General features: G+C 67.7%; 13 protein-coding genes. 9 read left to right on the top strand and 4 right to left on the bottom strand.

Translation table 11 applies throughout. The features are described from left to right. Window positions 1–13: 13 nt before the first annotated feature. A complete protein-coding gene (locus ABZX37_RS21860; protein WP_354742161.1) occupies window positions 14–847 on the bottom strand; it encodes an aldolase/citrate lyase family protein in 834 nt (277 codons plus the stop codon). A gap of 1 nt (window position 848) precedes the next feature. Next, entirely contained in the window at window positions 849–1,421 is a 573-nt protein-coding gene (locus tag ABZX37_RS21855; RefSeq protein WP_344284250.1) for an SRPBCC family protein, read from the bottom strand. A gap of 399 nt (window positions 1,422–1,820) precedes the next feature. On the opposite strand from ABZX37_RS21855, the gene ABZX37_RS21850 reads away from it, so the two are divergent. From ABZX37_RS21850 to ABZX37_RS21830, 5 genes are read left to right on the top strand one after another with little or no spacing between them, the layout of a single operon-like run. Then, a complete protein-coding gene (locus ABZX37_RS21850) occupies window positions 1,821–2,711 on the top strand; it encodes a hypothetical protein (protein ID WP_354742159.1) in 891 nt (296 codons plus the stop codon). A 19-nt stretch (window positions 2,712–2,730) separates the two neighbouring features. Then, window positions 2,731–3,594 (top strand): amidohydrolase family protein, encoded by an 864-nt coding sequence (locus tag ABZX37_RS21845; protein ID WP_354742157.1) that lies wholly within the window; start codon window positions 2,731–2,733, stop codon window positions 3,592–3,594. A 5-nt stretch (window positions 3,595–3,599) separates the two neighbouring features. Further along, window positions 3,600–4,664: an ABC transporter substrate-binding protein gene (locus tag ABZX37_RS21840; protein WP_354742155.1), complete on the top strand. Its 1,065-nt coding sequence runs from the start codon at window positions 3,600–3,602 to the stop codon at window positions 4,662–4,664. A 22-nt stretch (window positions 4,665–4,686) separates the two neighbouring features. After that, window positions 4,687–6,441: an iron ABC transporter permease gene (locus tag ABZX37_RS21835; protein ID WP_354742153.1), complete on the top strand. Its 1,755-nt coding sequence runs from the start codon at window positions 4,687–4,689 to the stop codon at window positions 6,439–6,441. Window positions 6,442–6,453: 12 nt separating this feature from the next. After that, window positions 6,454–7,584, top strand: a complete 1,131-nt coding sequence (locus tag ABZX37_RS21830; protein WP_354742151.1) for an ABC transporter ATP-binding protein — start codon at window positions 6,454–6,456, stop codon at window positions 7,582–7,584. A gap of 1 nt (window position 7,585) precedes the next feature. Here ABZX37_RS21830 and ABZX37_RS21825 read toward each other — a convergent pair whose 3' ends face one another. After that, window positions 7,586–8,272 carry a GntR family transcriptional regulator gene (locus ABZX37_RS21825; protein WP_344284268.1) on the bottom strand — a complete coding sequence of 229 codons (687 nt, stop codon included), beginning with the start codon at window positions 8,270–8,272 and terminating at the stop codon, window positions 7,586–7,588. Window positions 8,273–8,320: 48 nt separating this feature from the next. On the opposite strand from ABZX37_RS21825, the gene ABZX37_RS21820 reads away from it, so the two are divergent. Beyond that, the gene (locus ABZX37_RS21820) at window positions 8,321–9,187 is read left to right on the top strand and encodes a zinc ribbon domain-containing protein (RefSeq protein WP_354742149.1); all 867 of its coding nucleotides are present in this window, start codon (window positions 8,321–8,323) and stop codon (window positions 9,185–9,187) included. Window positions 9,188–9,701: 514 nt separating this feature from the next. Here the strand turns inward: ABZX37_RS21820 and ABZX37_RS21815 are convergent. Further along, window positions 9,702–10,238: a hypothetical protein gene (locus ABZX37_RS21815; protein ID WP_354742147.1), complete on the bottom strand. Its 537-nt coding sequence runs from the start codon at window positions 10,236–10,238 to the stop codon at window positions 9,702–9,704. A gap of 51 nt (window positions 10,239–10,289) precedes the next feature. Between ABZX37_RS21815 and ABZX37_RS21810 the strand changes: the two genes are divergently transcribed. Genes ABZX37_RS21810 through ABZX37_RS21800 form a run of 3 tightly spaced genes read left to right on the top strand, consistent with a single transcriptional unit; the run spans window position 10,290 to window position 16,326 of the window. Continuing rightward, complete coding sequence (locus ABZX37_RS21810) at window positions 10,290–12,467, top strand: hypothetical protein (protein ID WP_354742145.1); 2,178 nt, start codon at window positions 10,290–10,292, stop codon at window positions 12,465–12,467. Then, window positions 12,464–13,132 carry a hypothetical protein gene (locus ABZX37_RS21805; RefSeq protein WP_354742143.1) on the top strand — a complete coding sequence of 223 codons (669 nt, stop codon included), beginning with the start codon at window positions 12,464–12,466 and terminating at the stop codon, window positions 13,130–13,132. Before ABZX37_RS21810 ends, ABZX37_RS21805 begins: the two co-directional genes overlap by 4 nt. Further along, the gene (locus ABZX37_RS21800) at window positions 13,132–16,326 is read left to right on the top strand and encodes a DUF87 domain-containing protein (RefSeq protein ID WP_354742141.1); all 3,195 of its coding nucleotides are present in this window, start codon (window positions 13,132–13,134) and stop codon (window positions 16,324–16,326) included. The genes ABZX37_RS21805 and ABZX37_RS21800 overlap by 1 nt, the downstream gene beginning before the upstream one ends. Window positions 16,327–16,682 lie beyond the last annotated feature (356 nt).

The raw sequence follows: 16,682 nt of genomic DNA, 5'->3' as shown, positions 1-16,682 counted from the left end.
CTCCTGGGTAGGGTCAGCGACCGGCCAGCTCGCGGGCCCGGTCGAGGCCGGGATAGCTGCGGACCGGTGCGGTCATGAGGAAGCGGTAGCCCTCGTCGAGGACCTGTTCGGCGTTGCGGGCGGTGACGTGCGGATGCCCGACGACGACGTCGTGCTCCCGGCAGATCGCGACGATCCGCTGCCGGGCCTCGACCATCAGCGGGTGCTCCAGCTGCCGCGGCACGCCGAGTTCCTGGCTGAGGTCGCCCTCGCCGATGAGCACGAGCCCGATGCCCGGCACCTCGCCGAGAATCGCGGGCAGGTTCTCGATGCCGAGCTGGTCCTCGATCTGGATCACGACGAGGATCTCGCCGTCCGGGTCGAGCGGCCAGACGCCGGCCTTCGCGTAGTAGTCCTGCGTGGACAGTCCCCAGTAGCGCGCGGCGGCGGCCGGCGCGTCGCCGCGCAGACCCGCCGGTTCGAAGCGTTCGGTTCCGGGCAGGCTCGGGTAGCGGCAGGCCGCCACCGCGTTGCGGGCTTCCTCGACGCGGGAGACATGCGGCCAGACGATGCCGTACGCGCCCAGGTCGAGCGCCTGTTTCGCGTGCCACTGGCCCTGTTCCGCGCCGTTGACCGGCACCCGGACGAACGGGGTCGGAGACGGCGCGAGGGTCCCGGACTCGAAGATGCGCCGCCGGTCCAGCAGGTACTGCAGGCTGTCGCGCAGGTTCGCCGCGTCCCACGGTTTGTGCTCGGCCTCGAAGACCAGCCCGTCGTAGGCCGAGCCGGCGAAGTCGAGCGCCGCCGACGGCTCGGGCGGGGCGAACGCCGCGAAGGCGGGTTTCCCCGACTCCAGGGCTCCGATCACGCTATTCAGCCTGGCCACTGCGCACCTCGCTCCGCTCGTTCTGTCGCTTGTGGACAATCCGCTGCCACCAATCCCGGAGCCGGGCCCACAGCGAGGGACGGGCGGGCGGTTCGGTCGCGGTCCCGCCTGTGCACTTGCGCACCAGTTCGGCGGAAAAGTCTTTGGTCATCCGGGAAACCACCGCGCCGGCCCCCGCCTCGATGAGCGACGCGAGCTTCCCCGCGAGGCTCACCTGGCCGGTCACGCGGACGCGCGAACCGCCCGCCGCCGGATCCGGGACGACCCGGAAGGTCGCGTTCGCGGAGAAGCGGGTGGCCCCCTGCCCGTCGCGGCCCTTCGCCGACAGCCGTCCTTCGCGCTCGGGCTCGTCCAGGTCCAGCGCGACGCGGGCACCGAACCGCACGCGCACCGCGCCGAACTTGACGACCAGCGTCCCGTCGAACGATCCGTCCTCGTGCGAGGCGCCGAGTTCGGCTCCGTTGATGCACGACACCACCGCTTCGGGGTCGGACACGACCGCCCACACCCGCTCCGGCGGTGCGGGAACGGGGATCTCCTCGTCGATCTCGATCACAGCTCTGCCCTCGCTCGGCGGCTCCGTCCCGCAGGGGAGGCGGCCACCAAATTGTTTAACAACTTTGCGGCGGACCGTAGCAGGCGGTCGTGACAGACCGCAAGAAGTCATTGTTGTACAAGGATCTTTCTCAGTCACCCGGAAAGCTCTGAATAATCTTGTAGGACAAGAGTCGAAACCGAGCCTTCCGCAGGTGGAAGGCATGATCGCGGCGAGCCGAGTGGAGTCAGTGCATCACGAGGTGGGCCGGATTGTTAGACGATTTGAGTCCGGAGAGGTTGAAACACCGAAGTTCGGCGCGTACGGTCGCTGACACTGTTCGACATTTCGGGTGTCCGCCCGGTCGCTGCGCCCGCCGCCGACACCCTCCGCTCCAGCGCGCCAAAGGAGTCGTCCCCCATGTCCAGGACCTTGTCCGTCGCGGTGAAGGCCTACCCGCACACGGAGTTCCTCGCCTCCGGATTCGCCGCCGGCGGCCGTCCCGTCGAGGTCTCGCACGTCAATCCGATCTACCGGGCGTTCGCGCCGATGGTGCGGGAACTCCGTTACGACGTCAGCGAACTCGCCCTCGCCACGTTCCTGCAGGCGCGCGAAGCGGGCGTGCCGATCGCTCTGCTTCCCGTCGTGCTCAGCGGCGACTTCCACCACCACTCGCTGACCCGCTGGCCCGGCTCGGCCGAATTCGCCCCCGCCGACCTGGCCGGGAAGCGGGTCGGGGTCCGCGCCTACAGCCAGACCACCGGCCTGTGGGTGCGCGGCATCCTGCACGAGGAGTACGGCCTCGACGCCAAGGACGTCACCTGGGTGACCACCGAGGGCCCGCACGTCGCCGAGTACGCCGAGCCGGCGAACGTCGAGCGGACCGAAGGAAAGGTGCTCGACGTCCTGCGTCGCGGCGAGGTCTCCGCCGCCGTCCTGGGCCCGCCCGCGCTCGACGGCGCGGAAGGCCCGCTGGTGCCGGTCATCCCGGACTGGCGTGCGGCCGAAGAAGCCTGGGGCGCCCGGCACGGGACGGTGCCGATCAACCACCTGCTCACAGTCCGCCGAGATCTGCTTGAAGCCGAGCCCGGCACCGTCGCCGAACTCTACGAGGCGTTCGGCGCCCGGATCGCGGAGCGCAAGGTCGCGGACCCCGATCCCGGCCCGCGCGTGCGCGCGTTGCGTTTCGGCGTCACCGACGAACTCGTCGCCGGACTGCAGGTCGCGATCGACTACGCGCTGCAGCAGAACGTCATCCGCACCCCGGTGACGGTCGCCGAACTCCTCGACGACTTTTCCCGCCTCGCCTGAGCCGACCGAAAGCAGAGCCATGTTCCGCGTCGACACGCACACGCACATCATTTCCCCGGACCCCGCCGCGTATCCCGCCGCGCCGCTCGGCGGACACCGCTCCGACTGGTCCCGCGAACGCCCGACTGACATCGACGGCTTGCTGCGCGAGGCGGACGCCGCCGGGGTGGAGCACCTCGTGGTCGTGCAGGCCTCGACGGTCTACGGCTTCGACAACAGCTACGTCGCCGACCAGCTTGCCCAGCACCCCGACCGGCTCAGCGGCGTCTGCTCGGTCGACTTCCTCTCGCCCAAGGCTGTCGACGACCTCTCGCACTGGGTCGACGAACGCGGTTTCTCCGGCGTCCGCATCCGAGCCGCCGACGGGACGACCGCCGTGCCGACGCCCGGCCGCGGCCTCGACGACGAGCGGATGGCGCCGGTGTGGCAGTTCCTCTCCGACCGCCGCGTCCCGGTCTGCGTCCAGATGCACGCCAAGCACACCCCGATCCTGGCCGGACTGCTCGACCAGCACCCGGGCCTGACCGTCGTGCTCGACCACGCGGCCCGCCCCGACCTCGGCGACGGGACACCGCCGTATCCGGCGCTCGCGAGGCTGCGCGACAGCGGACGGGTCTTCGTGAAGCTCACCCCGCCCGCCGTCCTGCGAGCTCAGCGCGAAGCCGGGTCCGCCGCGCCGGTCATCCGCACGCTGGTCGAGGAATTCGGCGCCGACCACGTCCTGTGGGGGTCGAACTTCCCTGCCTCGGCGGGCTCGCTCGGCGAGTTGGCGAACCTCGTGCTGGCGCAGCTTCCAGCACTCGACGACGCACAGCAAGCCCTGGTCACGGGCGGTACCGCCGCCCGGTTGTACGGCGTGACGGCCGCGGCGGGGGGAGAGTGAGGACCGTGCGTACCCGTCGGAAACCCGTGCTGGCCGCCTTGGCGGCCGTGCTCACGCTGCTCGGCGCGGCGTGCAGCAAACCGCCGCCCGCGCCGGACGCGCACAACCTCGCCGACCTTTACCAGGCGGCGAAGAAAGAGGGCCAGGTCATCTGGTTCGCGCCGAAACCGGAAGCCCAGATGCGGCCCGCGATCAAGGCGTTCGAGAAAAAGTATCCCGGCATCACGGTCAAATACACCAACAAGAAAGCCCCGGACCTCGTCACCCAGCTCAACGTCGAACAGGCCGCGCGACGCGTCAGCTTCGACGTGTCCAACGCGGGCGGGCTCACTGTGCTGCCCTCGGTGGACATGGCCGCGAAGGTCGACTGGGCGCAGTACCACGTGCCAGGGAACCAGATCTTCGACGGCAACTTCGTCTATGTGTGGGCCGTGCCGAAGGTCTGGGCGTACAACACGACCGCTGTGCCCGCCGCCGCGGCACCGCACAGCTGGAATGACGTGCTTGACCCGAGGTGGGGCGGCGGCAAGCTGACGATCGAGTCGCGCGGTTCGTTCATGACGGTGTGGGCGCAGGACAAGACGCTCGGCACCGGTCCCGGGCTGGCGTTCTCCGCGAAGCTGGCCAAGCAGAGCCCGCACTACACCGACAACACCACGCAGGCGCACACCAACATCGTCTCCGGGCAGACCCCGCTCGGCACCGATCTGATCAACCTCGTGCTGGCCGACAAGGCCAAGGGCGCACCGGTCGCGGTCGCCCCGATCGGGCCGACCAACGCCAACAAGGCCTACCTGTTCGTGCCCGAGGGTTCGCCGCACCCGGCGGCCGGGCGGCTGCTCACGGCTTTCCTCGCCTCCGCCGAAGGGCAGAAGGCGCTCGCCGGCAGCTACAACTCGATCATCCCGACCGAAACCGACTGCTCGAAGACGGCCACCGCCAACCGCGTCGTCCGCGCGCTCTGCGCCGCCGGGGTCCAGTGGCGCAGCGAGACCGATGTCCGGCAGTACCAGCGGTTCGCCGATTTCTTCCCCCAGGTCGAGAAGGCCCTGGGCACCGACGTGCACTGAAATCCCCTTGGAGACTCCGACGATGCAGTCCGCCACCAGGGCCGCCCCCGCCGCACCCCCGCGCCCGCCAGCCGATCCCGTCCGCCCGCGCCGCCGCGGCCGCGTCCGCACCGGCGTCAACATCGCCGTCGGCGTGTTCCTCGCCTACCTCGTGGTGTTCCCGCTCGGCATGCTGGTCTACAGCAGCCTCAAGAGCAGCGAACTGAAGCTGCCCTTCGACATCCCCGGGTTCACGTTCGACAACTTCGTCAAGATCTTCTCCTCGCCGCGCGTGCTCGAAGTCGCCCTCAACTCGGCGATCTTCGTGGTCGGCACCGTCGCGGTGGCGCTCGCGATCAGCGTCAGCCTGGCCTATCTCTTCGAACGCACCGACATGCCGGGCCGCCGCGTGCTGGCACCGAGCGCGCTGGCGCCGATGGGCGTGCCCGCCACCGTGATGGCGGTGGCGTGGGTGCTCGCGGCCAACCCCGCCAACGGTCCGCTCGCGCTGCTCGTCGAGCGCGTGTTCGGGCTCTCAGTCGACATCTACTCGCTGCCCGGCATGATCCTGGTGGCCGGGATCTTCGGCGTCCCCAGCATGTACCTGATGCTCGCGCCGACCTTCGCCCGCCTCAACCTCGAATTCGAGGAGGCCGCGGCGACTTCGGGAGCCGGCTGGCTGACCCGCACCCGCAAGATCGTTCTCCCGCTCACGCTGCCGGGGATGAGCGCGGCCGCGATGCTCCTGTCGGTCATCGCGCTCGAAGAGTTCGCGATCCCGTCGATCCTCGGCACCCCGCACCAGATCTTCGTGTTCAGCAGTCTCGTGCAGGCGGCGCTGCAACCGCCGTCGGGCATGTCGGACTACGGGCTGGCGAGCGCCTACGGCGTCCTGCTGGTGCTGCTGTCCCTGGTGATGATCGCGCTCTACCGGCGTCAGACGCGGGAATCGCACCGCTTCAAGGTGGTCACCGGCAAGGGATACCGGTCAGCTCCGGTGCGGCTGGGCCGCTGGCGCTACCCGGCGGCCGCGATCGTGGCGCTCTACGTGCTCGTCGCGATCGTCGTCCCGATCCTCACTCTCGTGTGGACGAGCCTCACGCCGTTCCTGCAGCCGATCAGCCTGCACAGCATCGGCAGTCTCGGCCTCGCGAACTACGGGACGATCTTCACCGACCCGAACCTGACCCATGCGGTGGTCAACACTCTGGTCATCAGCCTCGTCACGGCGACGCTCACCGCCGCGTTCGGCCTGTGGCTCGCGCTGGCGTCGTCGCGGGGCGGCCGCGCCGGAAGGGCGTTGTTCGACCTGTCGTTCCTCGTGTTCGCCGTGCCGAGCGTCGTGCTCGGCGTCGCGGTGCTGTTCCTCTACCTGTTCCTGCCGATCCCGGTCTACGGCACGATCTGGATCATCGTCATCGCGCTCACCACGCGCTACATCCCGCGCGCGTCGCGGATGCTGCAGACCTCCCTGCTGCAGCTCGACGGCGGGCTCGAAGAGGTGGGCCGGGTTTCCGGCGCACGCCACGGAACCGTGCTGCGCCGGGTGGTGCTCCCGCTCGTCGCGCCGTCGGTGACGCGCACCTGGCTCTGGGTTTTCGCGAACGCGCTGGGAGAACTGCCGATCGCGCTGCTGCTGTCCAATTCGGACAACCGCACTGTCGTCGTGCTGCTGTGGGACATGATCGGCGAAAGCGCGAACTACCCCGAGGCCAGCGCGCTGGCCGTGCTCCTGCTCGCCGTTTCCGCCGGTTCCGTGTGGTGGGTCAACCGCCGCGGCTTCCAACAACACATCTGAGGTGTCGTGACCATGCAGAACACCGAGCACGCCGTGGCGATCTCCGGCCTCGAAAAGCGGTTCGCCCGGAAGCAGTCCGACGAGGTGAGCCTCGCCGTCGACAACGTCGGTTTCACCGTGCCCCGCGGCGGTTTCTTCACGATGCTCGGCCCGAGCGGCTGCGGCAAGACCACCACCCTGCGCTGCCTCGCCGGCCTCGAAAGCGCCGACCGCGGCGAAATCTCCATGAACGGCAAGGCCGTCTTCTCCTCGGCGGCCCGCCGCGACGTCGCGCCCGAGGACCGTCCGATCGCGATGGTGCCGCAGTCCTACGGGATCTGGCCGCACATGAAGGTATTCGACAACGCGGCTTTCCCGCTCCGCTACGGCCGCAAGACCTGCTCGCGCGGCGAGGCGCGGACCCGAGTGCTGGCGATGCTCGAGCAGGTGGGCCTGTCCGAATACGCGGACCGCTGGTCGACCCAGTTGAGCGGCGGGCAACAACAGCGCCTGGCACTGGCGCGCGCCCTGCTGTGCGAACCGGAAGTCCTGCTGCTGGACGAGCCACTGTCCAATCTGGACGCCAAACTCCGTGCCCAGCTGCGCGCCGAGCTGCGGTCGTTCCAGCAGAAGTTCGGCGTCACGACCATCTACGTCACGCACGACCAGGGCGAAGCACTCGCCATGTCGGACACGATCGTGGTGATGAACCGCGGCCGCGTCGAGCAGATCGGCACGCCCGACGAAATCTACGACTCGCCCGCCTCGCGGTTCGTGGCCGATTTCGTCGGCAGCGCGAACCTCGTCCCCGGAGTCGTCGCCAGCACGCCGCGTGCCGGAGACCGGGTGGTCGAAGTGAAAACCGCCCTCGGAGTCCTGCGCTGTGCGCGCTTCGCGACGCCGCCCGCGCGGACCGGGGACGTGCACGTGTGCATCCGCCCCGAGCACGTCCGGATCGTCCCCGCGACCCCGGACACCAACGAGGCCAACCGGTTCCCAGCACGCGTCATCTCAACCGAATACCTCGGCGACCGGCGCGAAGTGGTCGCCGCCGTAGGAGACGTCGAATTCCGCGCCCACGCCGACGCGCACCTGCGGATCCACCCCGGCGACGACGTCGGCGTGGTGCTGGATCCCGAGTGGACAGTGGCGCTCTGGTCCTGACCTACTCGCCGGAGAACGTCAACTGGAGAGCGCGGCGGACCGCGGACAGGTGATGACGCATCGCCGCGGCCGCCGCCTCCGGATTATGCGTGACCACGGCGGCGAGGATCGCTTCGTGCTCGTGGACGACTGTCGCCCGCGGCCGCGAGCGGTCCATGTCGCGGTACTGCCGCAGCACCAGCGGATACAGCAGGCTGTCGACGAACCGGGTGAGCGTCGACTGCCGTGCCGCCTCGCGCACCTGCTCGTGGAAGGAACGGTTGAGCGCGGAGTACTCGTCCCGGCCGTCGGATTCCCGGCCCGCCCACATCCGCTCGCAGGTCGCGGTCATCGCGGCGATGTCCTCGTCCGTGGCCCGCTCGGCCGCCTTCGCCGCGAGCGCCGCCTCCAGGATCTCGCGCGTCTCGAGGATCTCGATCGCCTCGTCCTCGGAAAACGACCGCGTCCGCGCACTGCGGTTCGCCTCGGCCGTGACGTACCCCTCCTGCGCGAGCCGGGCCAGCACCGACCGGATAGTGCCCCGCGAAACCTCGAGCCGGCTGGTCAGCTCGGACTCGGTCAACCGCGCGTCGGGCGCGTACTGCCCGGAAAGAATCAGCTCGCGAAGATCACGGTAGGCCCGCGCGGTCCGGGTGGCACCCGGATCCGCGCCGTCCGCGCGCGGGTCCTGTGCGCTGTCCGCCGTCATGGCAGGCATCCCTCCGTCGCCGTCCGTCCGATCGCAAGATCCTACGACGTGCGGTCTCTGTTCGGTTACGTCGTCCGGTTCCGGCGGTCGGATCCGGGCACCGTGGTCTGGTCGGGGCGGCAGTCTGATCCGGAGATCGTGTCGGTGGAGACGTTCGCTCAGACGCGGTTGCTGCGGCGGTCGCGCGGTGCTGGCGGGATGCGCGGGATTGCGAAGCTGGAGCGGGACCGTCCCGCGGTGAAGAACGTCTACCTGCTGGAGGGGCTGATTCGCTGCGAGATCTGCGGTCGGAAGATGCAGGGTGCGCCGATCCGGAAGACGGTGTACTACCGGTGCATGGCCCGGACGTTGACACCTGGATCGCCTGCGTTGGAGAGCCATCCGAAGACGGTCAATCTGCGGGAAGACGTCGTGAACGGCTGGCTGTGTCAGGTGTTCGACCCAGCGAACCGGGACGATACGGTCGCCGCGCAGGTGGCTTCGCAGGGCGGGACACGCTCGACCGGTAGGGAGTCTGCGGAGAAGCGGTTGGCTGATGCGGAGTCGCGGTTGCGCCGACATCAGGCGGCGATCGAGGCAAGCATGGATCCGGCCGCGGTGGTCGAGGCGATCAACACGGCGCAGGCGGCTCGCGCCGAGTTGCAGCACTTGCCTAAGTCGACCGTGATCGAGGCGGCGGAGGTGTACGCGCGGCCGGATTCGATGGACGATGTGGCCCGGGCGTTGAACTCGCGGACCCCGGAGCGGATCACGCGGGTCTACCAGGACCTTGGCGTGCAACTCCGCTATGACAATGAAAAAGAGGCGGTCGTTGTGACCGCCTCTCCCCGTGTGTCTAACGTGTGTGTCCGAGGGGCGAGTTGCACACTATCCACACGCTTGGATTGCCGAGTTGATCACGGGTCAGGCTGTTAGCGTCGTGTCCTGGCTGCCGGTCCAGGAACGAGGTCTTCGGGATTTCCCGTTGTGTGCGTCGAAAGCTTCTTGAGCCCAGGGGCGCAGTGGTTGGGACTCCCTTCGATCTCGCTAGTTAAGGGCCTTCGGGGAGATGCCACCGAGCCCGGAAGGCAGGGCGGTGTGGTTGCGATGCGGCTCAGGTTGGCTTGATCAAGGCGGTCAGTTGGCCATCCTGTGCACCGACGTTGGCTGGCGGTATGCGGCGTGGTGTACTCCTCGTACCCCGTTCGGTGCGAACGCAGGGAGGGCATTAAACTGTCAGTGCTGGTCAGGGATCTGTTAACGATCGCGCTGTGAGTGCCTCTCGGTAATGGCGGTCGGTTGGTGTCTTGGTCGATCGTGTAAATGGAAGTGCCGGGCCCGGCAAGCCTGGCTGTCGCGCTCGTCCGAAGTAGCGCGACAGCTTCAGCGAGGTGTGCACTTGACGCCTGGGCGGCGTCATCGCTGTCATCGGTGTCCTGAACGGGCTCGCTTAGGCCGATTGCCGTACGAACTCGCTGTACATCCGCCAGCCGTACCTCTCGGCTGCCGCTTCGGTACCGGCGTGGCCCACCGAGCGGTAGGACCGGTGGTGGGCAATCTCGTGATAGATGGTCACCACCGCGGTCTCAAGGTCGGCGAGTGCCAAATCGGACAGCAGAATGAGCGGGCGGCCTCGATTGCCGGGGAGCGGACGACCGCATCCGTCGTGCGGGCTGGCACCGTAGGCGGGCTGGCCATCGGCACCGTGCAGTGCGGCAACGTATTCGATGTCGTAGTCGCTCACGCTCATGCCGCATCGTCCGAGCAACGCTCGTAATTCCCGGATATTGAGTTTTCGTGCCGAGCGGATCGAAGTTTCCCGGATTTCCTTCTGATTTCGCATCGTGAGTCCCTCCTCGCCGTGTGATTCGGTGGTGTCGGGACTCAGCTCATCAAGATCGCGAATATCCAGTCGATGGATCCGGTCGCTCGCGGATGAAGCCGGATGAGGCGAACGAGTGATCGGCCCAGCGAACGTAGCGCTCATCGCCCGATTCTTCGTAGGCTGTCCGGGAAAGTCCGGTGGCTCCTCCGGAAGGTGATCACACTGACGTCCGGCGGCCCTTCCAAACTGTCAGCGGTTCAGGCGTGGTCCGACTTCGCGCTGTACCTCAAGAGCGTCCACCAGCGGAGCGGCATGTCCTTGGGGGACCTCCAGAAGGTCGGCAAGAGGCTCCCCTCGGCCGACGGTCGGCTGCGGGATCTGCCGACCAGTACTGTCAGCGACGCGTTGAGCGGCAAGCGGCCGGTGAAGAAGGACTTGCTGGAGAGCCTGCTCACCGCGTGGCGGGTACCCGCGAGGGAACGCGGCGAGGTCATCGACGCTTGGCAGAGGATCAACGCGTTGGTGGGTCAAGGACCCGTCAACGCGCGCCGCGTCGATGAGGCGTCGCTGCGTGATCTGGGGGTCCATCCGGCGATTTCCCCTGACGGCGTGCGCGACGATCTACCCGCGTACGTACCGCGGGACTTCGACGACCAACTTCGCGATTTGCTGTCAGCGGGGGTCGACAACGGTTGTTTCGTAGTGTTGGTCGGAGGATCTGCTCAGGGCAAGACCCGTTCGCTCGCCGAGGCGGTACGTATCGTGGTACCCGGCTGGTGGCTGGTGCAGCCGGCGAAAACTCAGGAGATCCACGACCTGCTCGAGGCGCAGACGGAGCGTACGGTGCTGTGGCTGGACGACCTCCAGCGCTATTTGGGCGCCGATCCGCCTTTGTTGAGGGAACACGTGGTGACGTTGGTCCGCGCGACCGGGATGATCGTTGTCGGAACCCTGTGGACGAATTCTTACTTCAGATTCAAACGGTTTTCGGCAGACGACGGCGACGTGGGCGCGGAGGGGCGTTTGATCGATTTTGCCGATTTGATTCCCGTGCCGGATACCTTCTCGGGAAACGAACGGCGGCGCGCTGTCAAGGTGGCGAATGCCGACAGCAGGATCAAAGCCGCCCTCGCGGTGTCCGACGCCGGGGTCACCCAAGTGCTCGCCGCGGCACCCGACCTGGTGATTTCGTGGGAACAGGCACCCGATCCGTACGGCAAAGCCGTCGTCTCGGCTGCGGCGGACGCGCGCCGTCTCGGCGTCCTGTGCCCGCTCTCATCGGAGCTGCTAGCCGACGCGCTGGCGGACTACCTCACGCCTGCGCAGCGGGCGGCCCCGGTTGACATGTGGCTGGACCGTGCGCTGGCCTATGCCACCACCCCGCTGCACGGTTTGGTTTCGGCGCTCAGTTTGGTTGCTCATGAGCAAGCGGGCAGAGCGACAGGCTACGTGGTCGCCGACTACCTCACTCAGCATATCGGCAAAGTCCGCCGCGCCGTGTGCCCGCCGGAGAGCTTGTGGGCGGCGGTCGTCGCGCACGCGCGGGATGCGGATGACCTGCGCCGGCTGGCCGGAACCGCCCTCGCCCGAATGCGCTACCAGCACGCGGAGCAGGCGCTCCGCCGACTGCACCAGCTTGGCGACCGGGCCGCGACGGCGCAGCTGATCGCATTGTTGCGTCGCCAAGACCGGTGGGGAGAGGCGATCGCGACGGCGGACGGATGGCTGGCGGCTGACCCGGTTGACCAGCAGCGGCGGATTCTCCGCGCCGACCTCGTCCGGATTCAAGCGCGTGCCGAGCAGTTTCGGCGGGAGGCGGCGGTAGATCCCGGCGCGGAAGAGCTGCTGGTGGAGCTGCTCGCGGACGGCGGCCGGGCGGACGCTCTGCGGCGGCGCGTCGCGGACGGCGACGCGGTCGCGGCCGAAGATTTGGCTGTGTTGCTGGCCGATCGTGGTTGCTTGGGGGAGCTGCGCGAACTGGCGGACCGCACTGCGTTCGCCACGGACCGGTTCGCCGAACTGTTGGCGAGTCTAGGCCGCGAGGAGGAGCTCGATCGTCGCGCGAGGGCCGGTGACCGGGTTGCCGGCCTGTACCTGGAGCGGCTTCGCGAAGTCGATCCAGGGCAGAGGAAACACGATGCGGAAGGGCTCCGGGTGCGGGTCGCGGCGGGCGATCAGGGCGCTGCCGCGGAGCTGAGCGTGATGCTGTTCGACGCCGGTGACCGGAAGGCCCTGTTGGCAGAGGTGAACGCGGGTACTCAAGACGCTGCGGAGCGCTACCTAGCGTTGCTCACCGCCAAGCAGTCGGCTGACCGCGGCGAGATCCGCCGTATTCGACAGTTCGGCTTCCTTGCGGACGGAACCCCTGGCGGGCATGGAGCGGATCGATGACCGCAACGTCAATCGGCGAAAGGCACAGCGTGGCCGAAGACAATCTGACCCCGTCCGACAGCGCGATACTGATTGTTCTGATGGCGGAGGCTCGCCCGATGCTCAATACCGAACTCAAGTCGCGGTATCGAATCGATGTTGTTAAGCAGCGCCGGGAGAAGCTCAACCGACTCCAGCTTGTTCACAGTGAGCGATCGGGCCCGACGTACGTGCACGAGTTGGATGACAAGGGCTGGATGCGGGTTCACGAAGACTTAGACGTCAGCAGCCCGAAGGCCCGAGCGATCGGCGGCGCACTGGCGGCGGTTCACCTCAATCTGCGGGACCGTGTATTGCCCCGTACCGAGTATCACAACCTTGCCGAGATGTTTTCACGCACGGATATCGCCCCTCCCGAGCCGCGCTCCAGCTTGGAACTGCGCCTCCGCAATGCCTATGCGGCGCTCGCGACCGGCCCGCGAGCTTGGGTCGCGCTGGCCCGGTTGCGACCGTTCTTCGAGGACGTGCCGAGGGCGGAGGCGGACGGGGCGCTGCGTCGGTTGGCCCGGGCACCGGATGTCAATCTCGCCCCCGAGGACAACCAGAAGGCGCTTACCGATGCCGATCGTGCGGCGGCGATTCACTTGGGTGGTCAGGACAAGCACCTGCTGGCGATCGGGGTGTGATGGACGACGCGGAGCGAGCCGCTCTGGCAGCCCTCAGGTTCAACTGGGCGGCGGGGCCGGACGATGTGTGGCAGCCCCTGCCGTTCCATGTGGACGGACTGCACGAAGGGGTTGTCCAAGTGGTGCTCGGCGGCCTCGGCGAAGCGGTTGCCAGCGACGGCGCCAGCCCGATCGGCTTGGTACTCGAAGGATCGCGCGGCTCGGGCAAAACCCATCTGCTCGGCTGGCTGCGCCAGCAAGTGCACGCCCGCGGCGGGTACTTTTTCTTGGTCAGCCTGCTCAGCGCGCGGGACTTCTGGTTCAGCGTGCTGGCTTCGATGCTGGACGGCCTGGCCCGCCCTGTACCCGGCAGCGAATCCCAGCTCGCACTCCTGATGCGGCGGCTGTCGGCGCGGGTGGGCGCTCCCCGCGCTGTCCGCCGCGCCTTCACGGGCGAGAGCGTGCTGACGAAGGAAGCGCTGGACACGTTTGTCGAAGGGCTTGCCGCGGTCGACGGGTACGTCGTTCGCACCAGCCAGGAGACGCTACGTGCCCTGGCGCTCAGCGCGTCGGTCGATGCGGCCAATCGGGGGATCGCTGACAGTTACTTCGCGTGCGACGACGAGGGGGTACCCGGTGAACGCGCGGCGTGGGGAATGCGCCGGGCCGCGCGTAGCGCCGAGGAGATCGTCCAGGAGCTTTCCCGGCTCCTCGCTCTGACTGGCCCGACGGTTGTGGCAGTCGACCAGATCGACATTCTGCTGGCGCGGTCGGAACTGGGGGCCGACGAAGCGCACCAAGCCGAAGCGGACGCGCCTGTCTGGCATCATGCGATGATCGTCGAAGGGGTAGCGGGCGGATTGATGTCGCTCCGCGAGCGCACTCGTCGGACGTTGACCGTGGTGGCTTGCATTCCTGCCACCTGGGCTCTGGTCAAAGCGAAGGCGACGGCTACCGTGAGCGACCGGTTCCGGGAGGCGCCGCAGCTGAAGACCATCAAAAGCCGGGCAGTCGCGCGGGAGATCATCGCCCGGCGCTTCGGCGTCTATTTCGACCAGTTGGGCTTCGAACCGCCGTACCCCACGTGGCCGGTTCAGCCCGGAGCATTCGCAGACGCGGGCGAGTTCACGCCTCGGCAACTGCTCGTCGCCATCGACGCGCACATTCGCGGCTGCCTGCTGTCGGATTCCGCAGCGGAGCTCACCAAGCTCGGTAATCCGTCGAGCGGCGTGGTTCTGCCGTCCGGCGAGGCGCCGGTATCCACTGTGGACTCTGAAACGCTGGCGACATACGACGCAAGGTTCGAAGCGTTGAAGGATGCCGCCGACGTCGCGACACCGCTGGAAGCCGACACCGAGGACACGGCGGTACCGAAGCTGCTGGCAGCCGGCCTCACCGCTTGGATTCTGGAGCAGGGAGAGCGAGGGACGGCGTTCAGCGTTGACCCGCTGCCCAGCGCGAAGCCGGGCCTCCATGCCCGGTTGCGCTTGAATATCGACGAAAACACCGAAGACGAGGTGCACTGGTGCTTCCGCGCGATCAGCGCCCGGCACCACGGGAATGCGGCGCTCCACCGACTGCGCCGTGCCGACAGCGCTGCCGGTCTGGACCGCTTGGTGACCAAGCGGAAGCTCTTCCTGCTCCGGAACGATCCCTGGTCGGGTGCCAAGACCGAGCAAGAGCTCAGGGCAGTCGCGAAGCGGGGCGGGCGAACGCTGCCACTGGATCACGAGGATCTGCGGATCCTCACGGCGCTGCGCAGATTGCTGGACGAGGACCCGATCGGGACGCAGCAGTGGCTGGTCGCGCGGCACCCCACAAAGGACATCACAGTGTTGCAAGAGGCACTGGCGGACGTCGAGTCGTGGCTTCCGGCCGGTCCGGGACCCGAACCGCCGCACGCGGGAACGGGCGATTCGGTGCCTGCTGCGTCGTCCCGGAACGGATCGGATGTACTAGAGCCTCTGCGAGACGGAGACAAACCAGCCTTGGTCGTGGGACACGACTACGAAACCGAGCAGCCGGCCCAGCTTGAACTCGAAGCACTGCGTAAACACCTCACGATCTTCGCCGGATCCGGTTCGGGCAAGACGGTGCTGATCCGCCGGCTGGTCGAAGAGTGCGCGCTGAGAGGCGTCTCCTCGATCGTGCTGGATCCGAACAACGATCTGGCGCGGCTCGGGGACGCTTGGCCGGAGCCGCCGGCGCAATGGGGTGAGGGCGACGCGGACAAGGCCGCCGAATACCTGGAACACACCGACGTCGTGGTGTGGACACCCCGCCGGGAAGCCGGTCGTCCGCTGAGCTTCCAGCCTTTGCCCGACTTCGGATCCGTTCTTGAGGACCCGGACGAGTTTTCCGAAGCCGTGGAGGCAGCTGTCGCCGCGCTCGCCCCGCGTGCGATGCTGACCGGGCGGGCCGTCAAGACGCACTTGGGACAGGCTGTCCTGCGTCGCGCTGTCGAACACTATGGTCGGCGCGGCGGCATTCGGTTGCAGGGACTTGTCGACACGCTTGCCAACCTGCCGGACGGGATCATCGACTTGGCCGACGCGGACAAGATCGGCGCGGGATTGGCGCAAGCGCTCACCGCCACGATGGTCAACGACCCGCTGTTCGGCGGTTCCGGCGCCCCGGTTGACCCCGGCCTGTTGCTGACCCCGGTTCCGGGCAAGCGCGCCAGGGTCTCCGTCATCAGCTTGATCGGGCTGCCCTCCGAGCAAGCACGCCAGAGCTTTGCCAACCAGTTGCAGATGGCACTGTTCGCGTGGATCAAGAAGCACCCGGCCAGCGAGAGCCCATTGCTGGGCTTGCTGGTCATGGACGAAGCGCAAACGTTGGTGCCCTCAGGGCAGGTTACCGCCTGCACGCAGAGCACCTTGGCTCTTGCCTCGCAAGCCCGCAAGTACGGACTGGGCCTGGTCTTCGCCACCCAGGCGCCCAAAGGCCTGCACAACCGCATCCCCGGCAACGCGGCGACCCAACTCTACGGCTTGCTCAACAGCCCGACCCAGGTCGAGGCGGCCCGGGCTATGGCGAAGTCCAAGGGCGGTGACGTGCCGGACGTCTCCCGGCTGAGCAGCGGGGAATTTTATCTGGCTGCTGAAGGCGCTGCGCCACGCAAACTGCGTGTTCCCCTCTCCCTTAGCCATCATCCCCGCAGCCCGCTGACCGTCGAAGAGGTCATCATGCGCGCCGGAAGCGGACAGCATTGACCCGGCGACGGGCTTCACGCTGCTGGCGTTCTTGCCAAGGCTGCAGCCTGTCGCAGCGTGTGCGTCACGGACCGCCTTCTCTGCTGTAGATGAAGTCGCTCAGATTTGCGGTGCCAGGACGGCTGCTCGCCCTGTTCCAGGTTTTCGTCCCGGACGACAGTTCTCGCTATTGTGGACTGGTGACGGTGATCTTGATTTGGCAGCAGGGCGCCGAGACCGAAACCACACGCATCTCCATACGTTAGATTCACAAGATGTCATCCACTTGCGCGAGCTTGCTAGTTCAGACGCCGCCAAGGACACACCGCGCGTGGCCAGGTCCTGCAGCCCTCGTCTGAAGGCGGCGTTACCCGCGC

It is taken from the genome of Amycolatopsis sp. NPDC004079 (genome assembly GCF_040610415.1).
Taxonomy (GTDB): domain Bacteria; phylum Actinomycetota; class Actinomycetes; order Mycobacteriales; family Pseudonocardiaceae; genus Amycolatopsis; species Amycolatopsis halotolerans.
The sequence above is the reverse complement of the archived record's forward strand: the minus strand, read 5'-3'. Positions and strand labels throughout refer to the sequence as shown.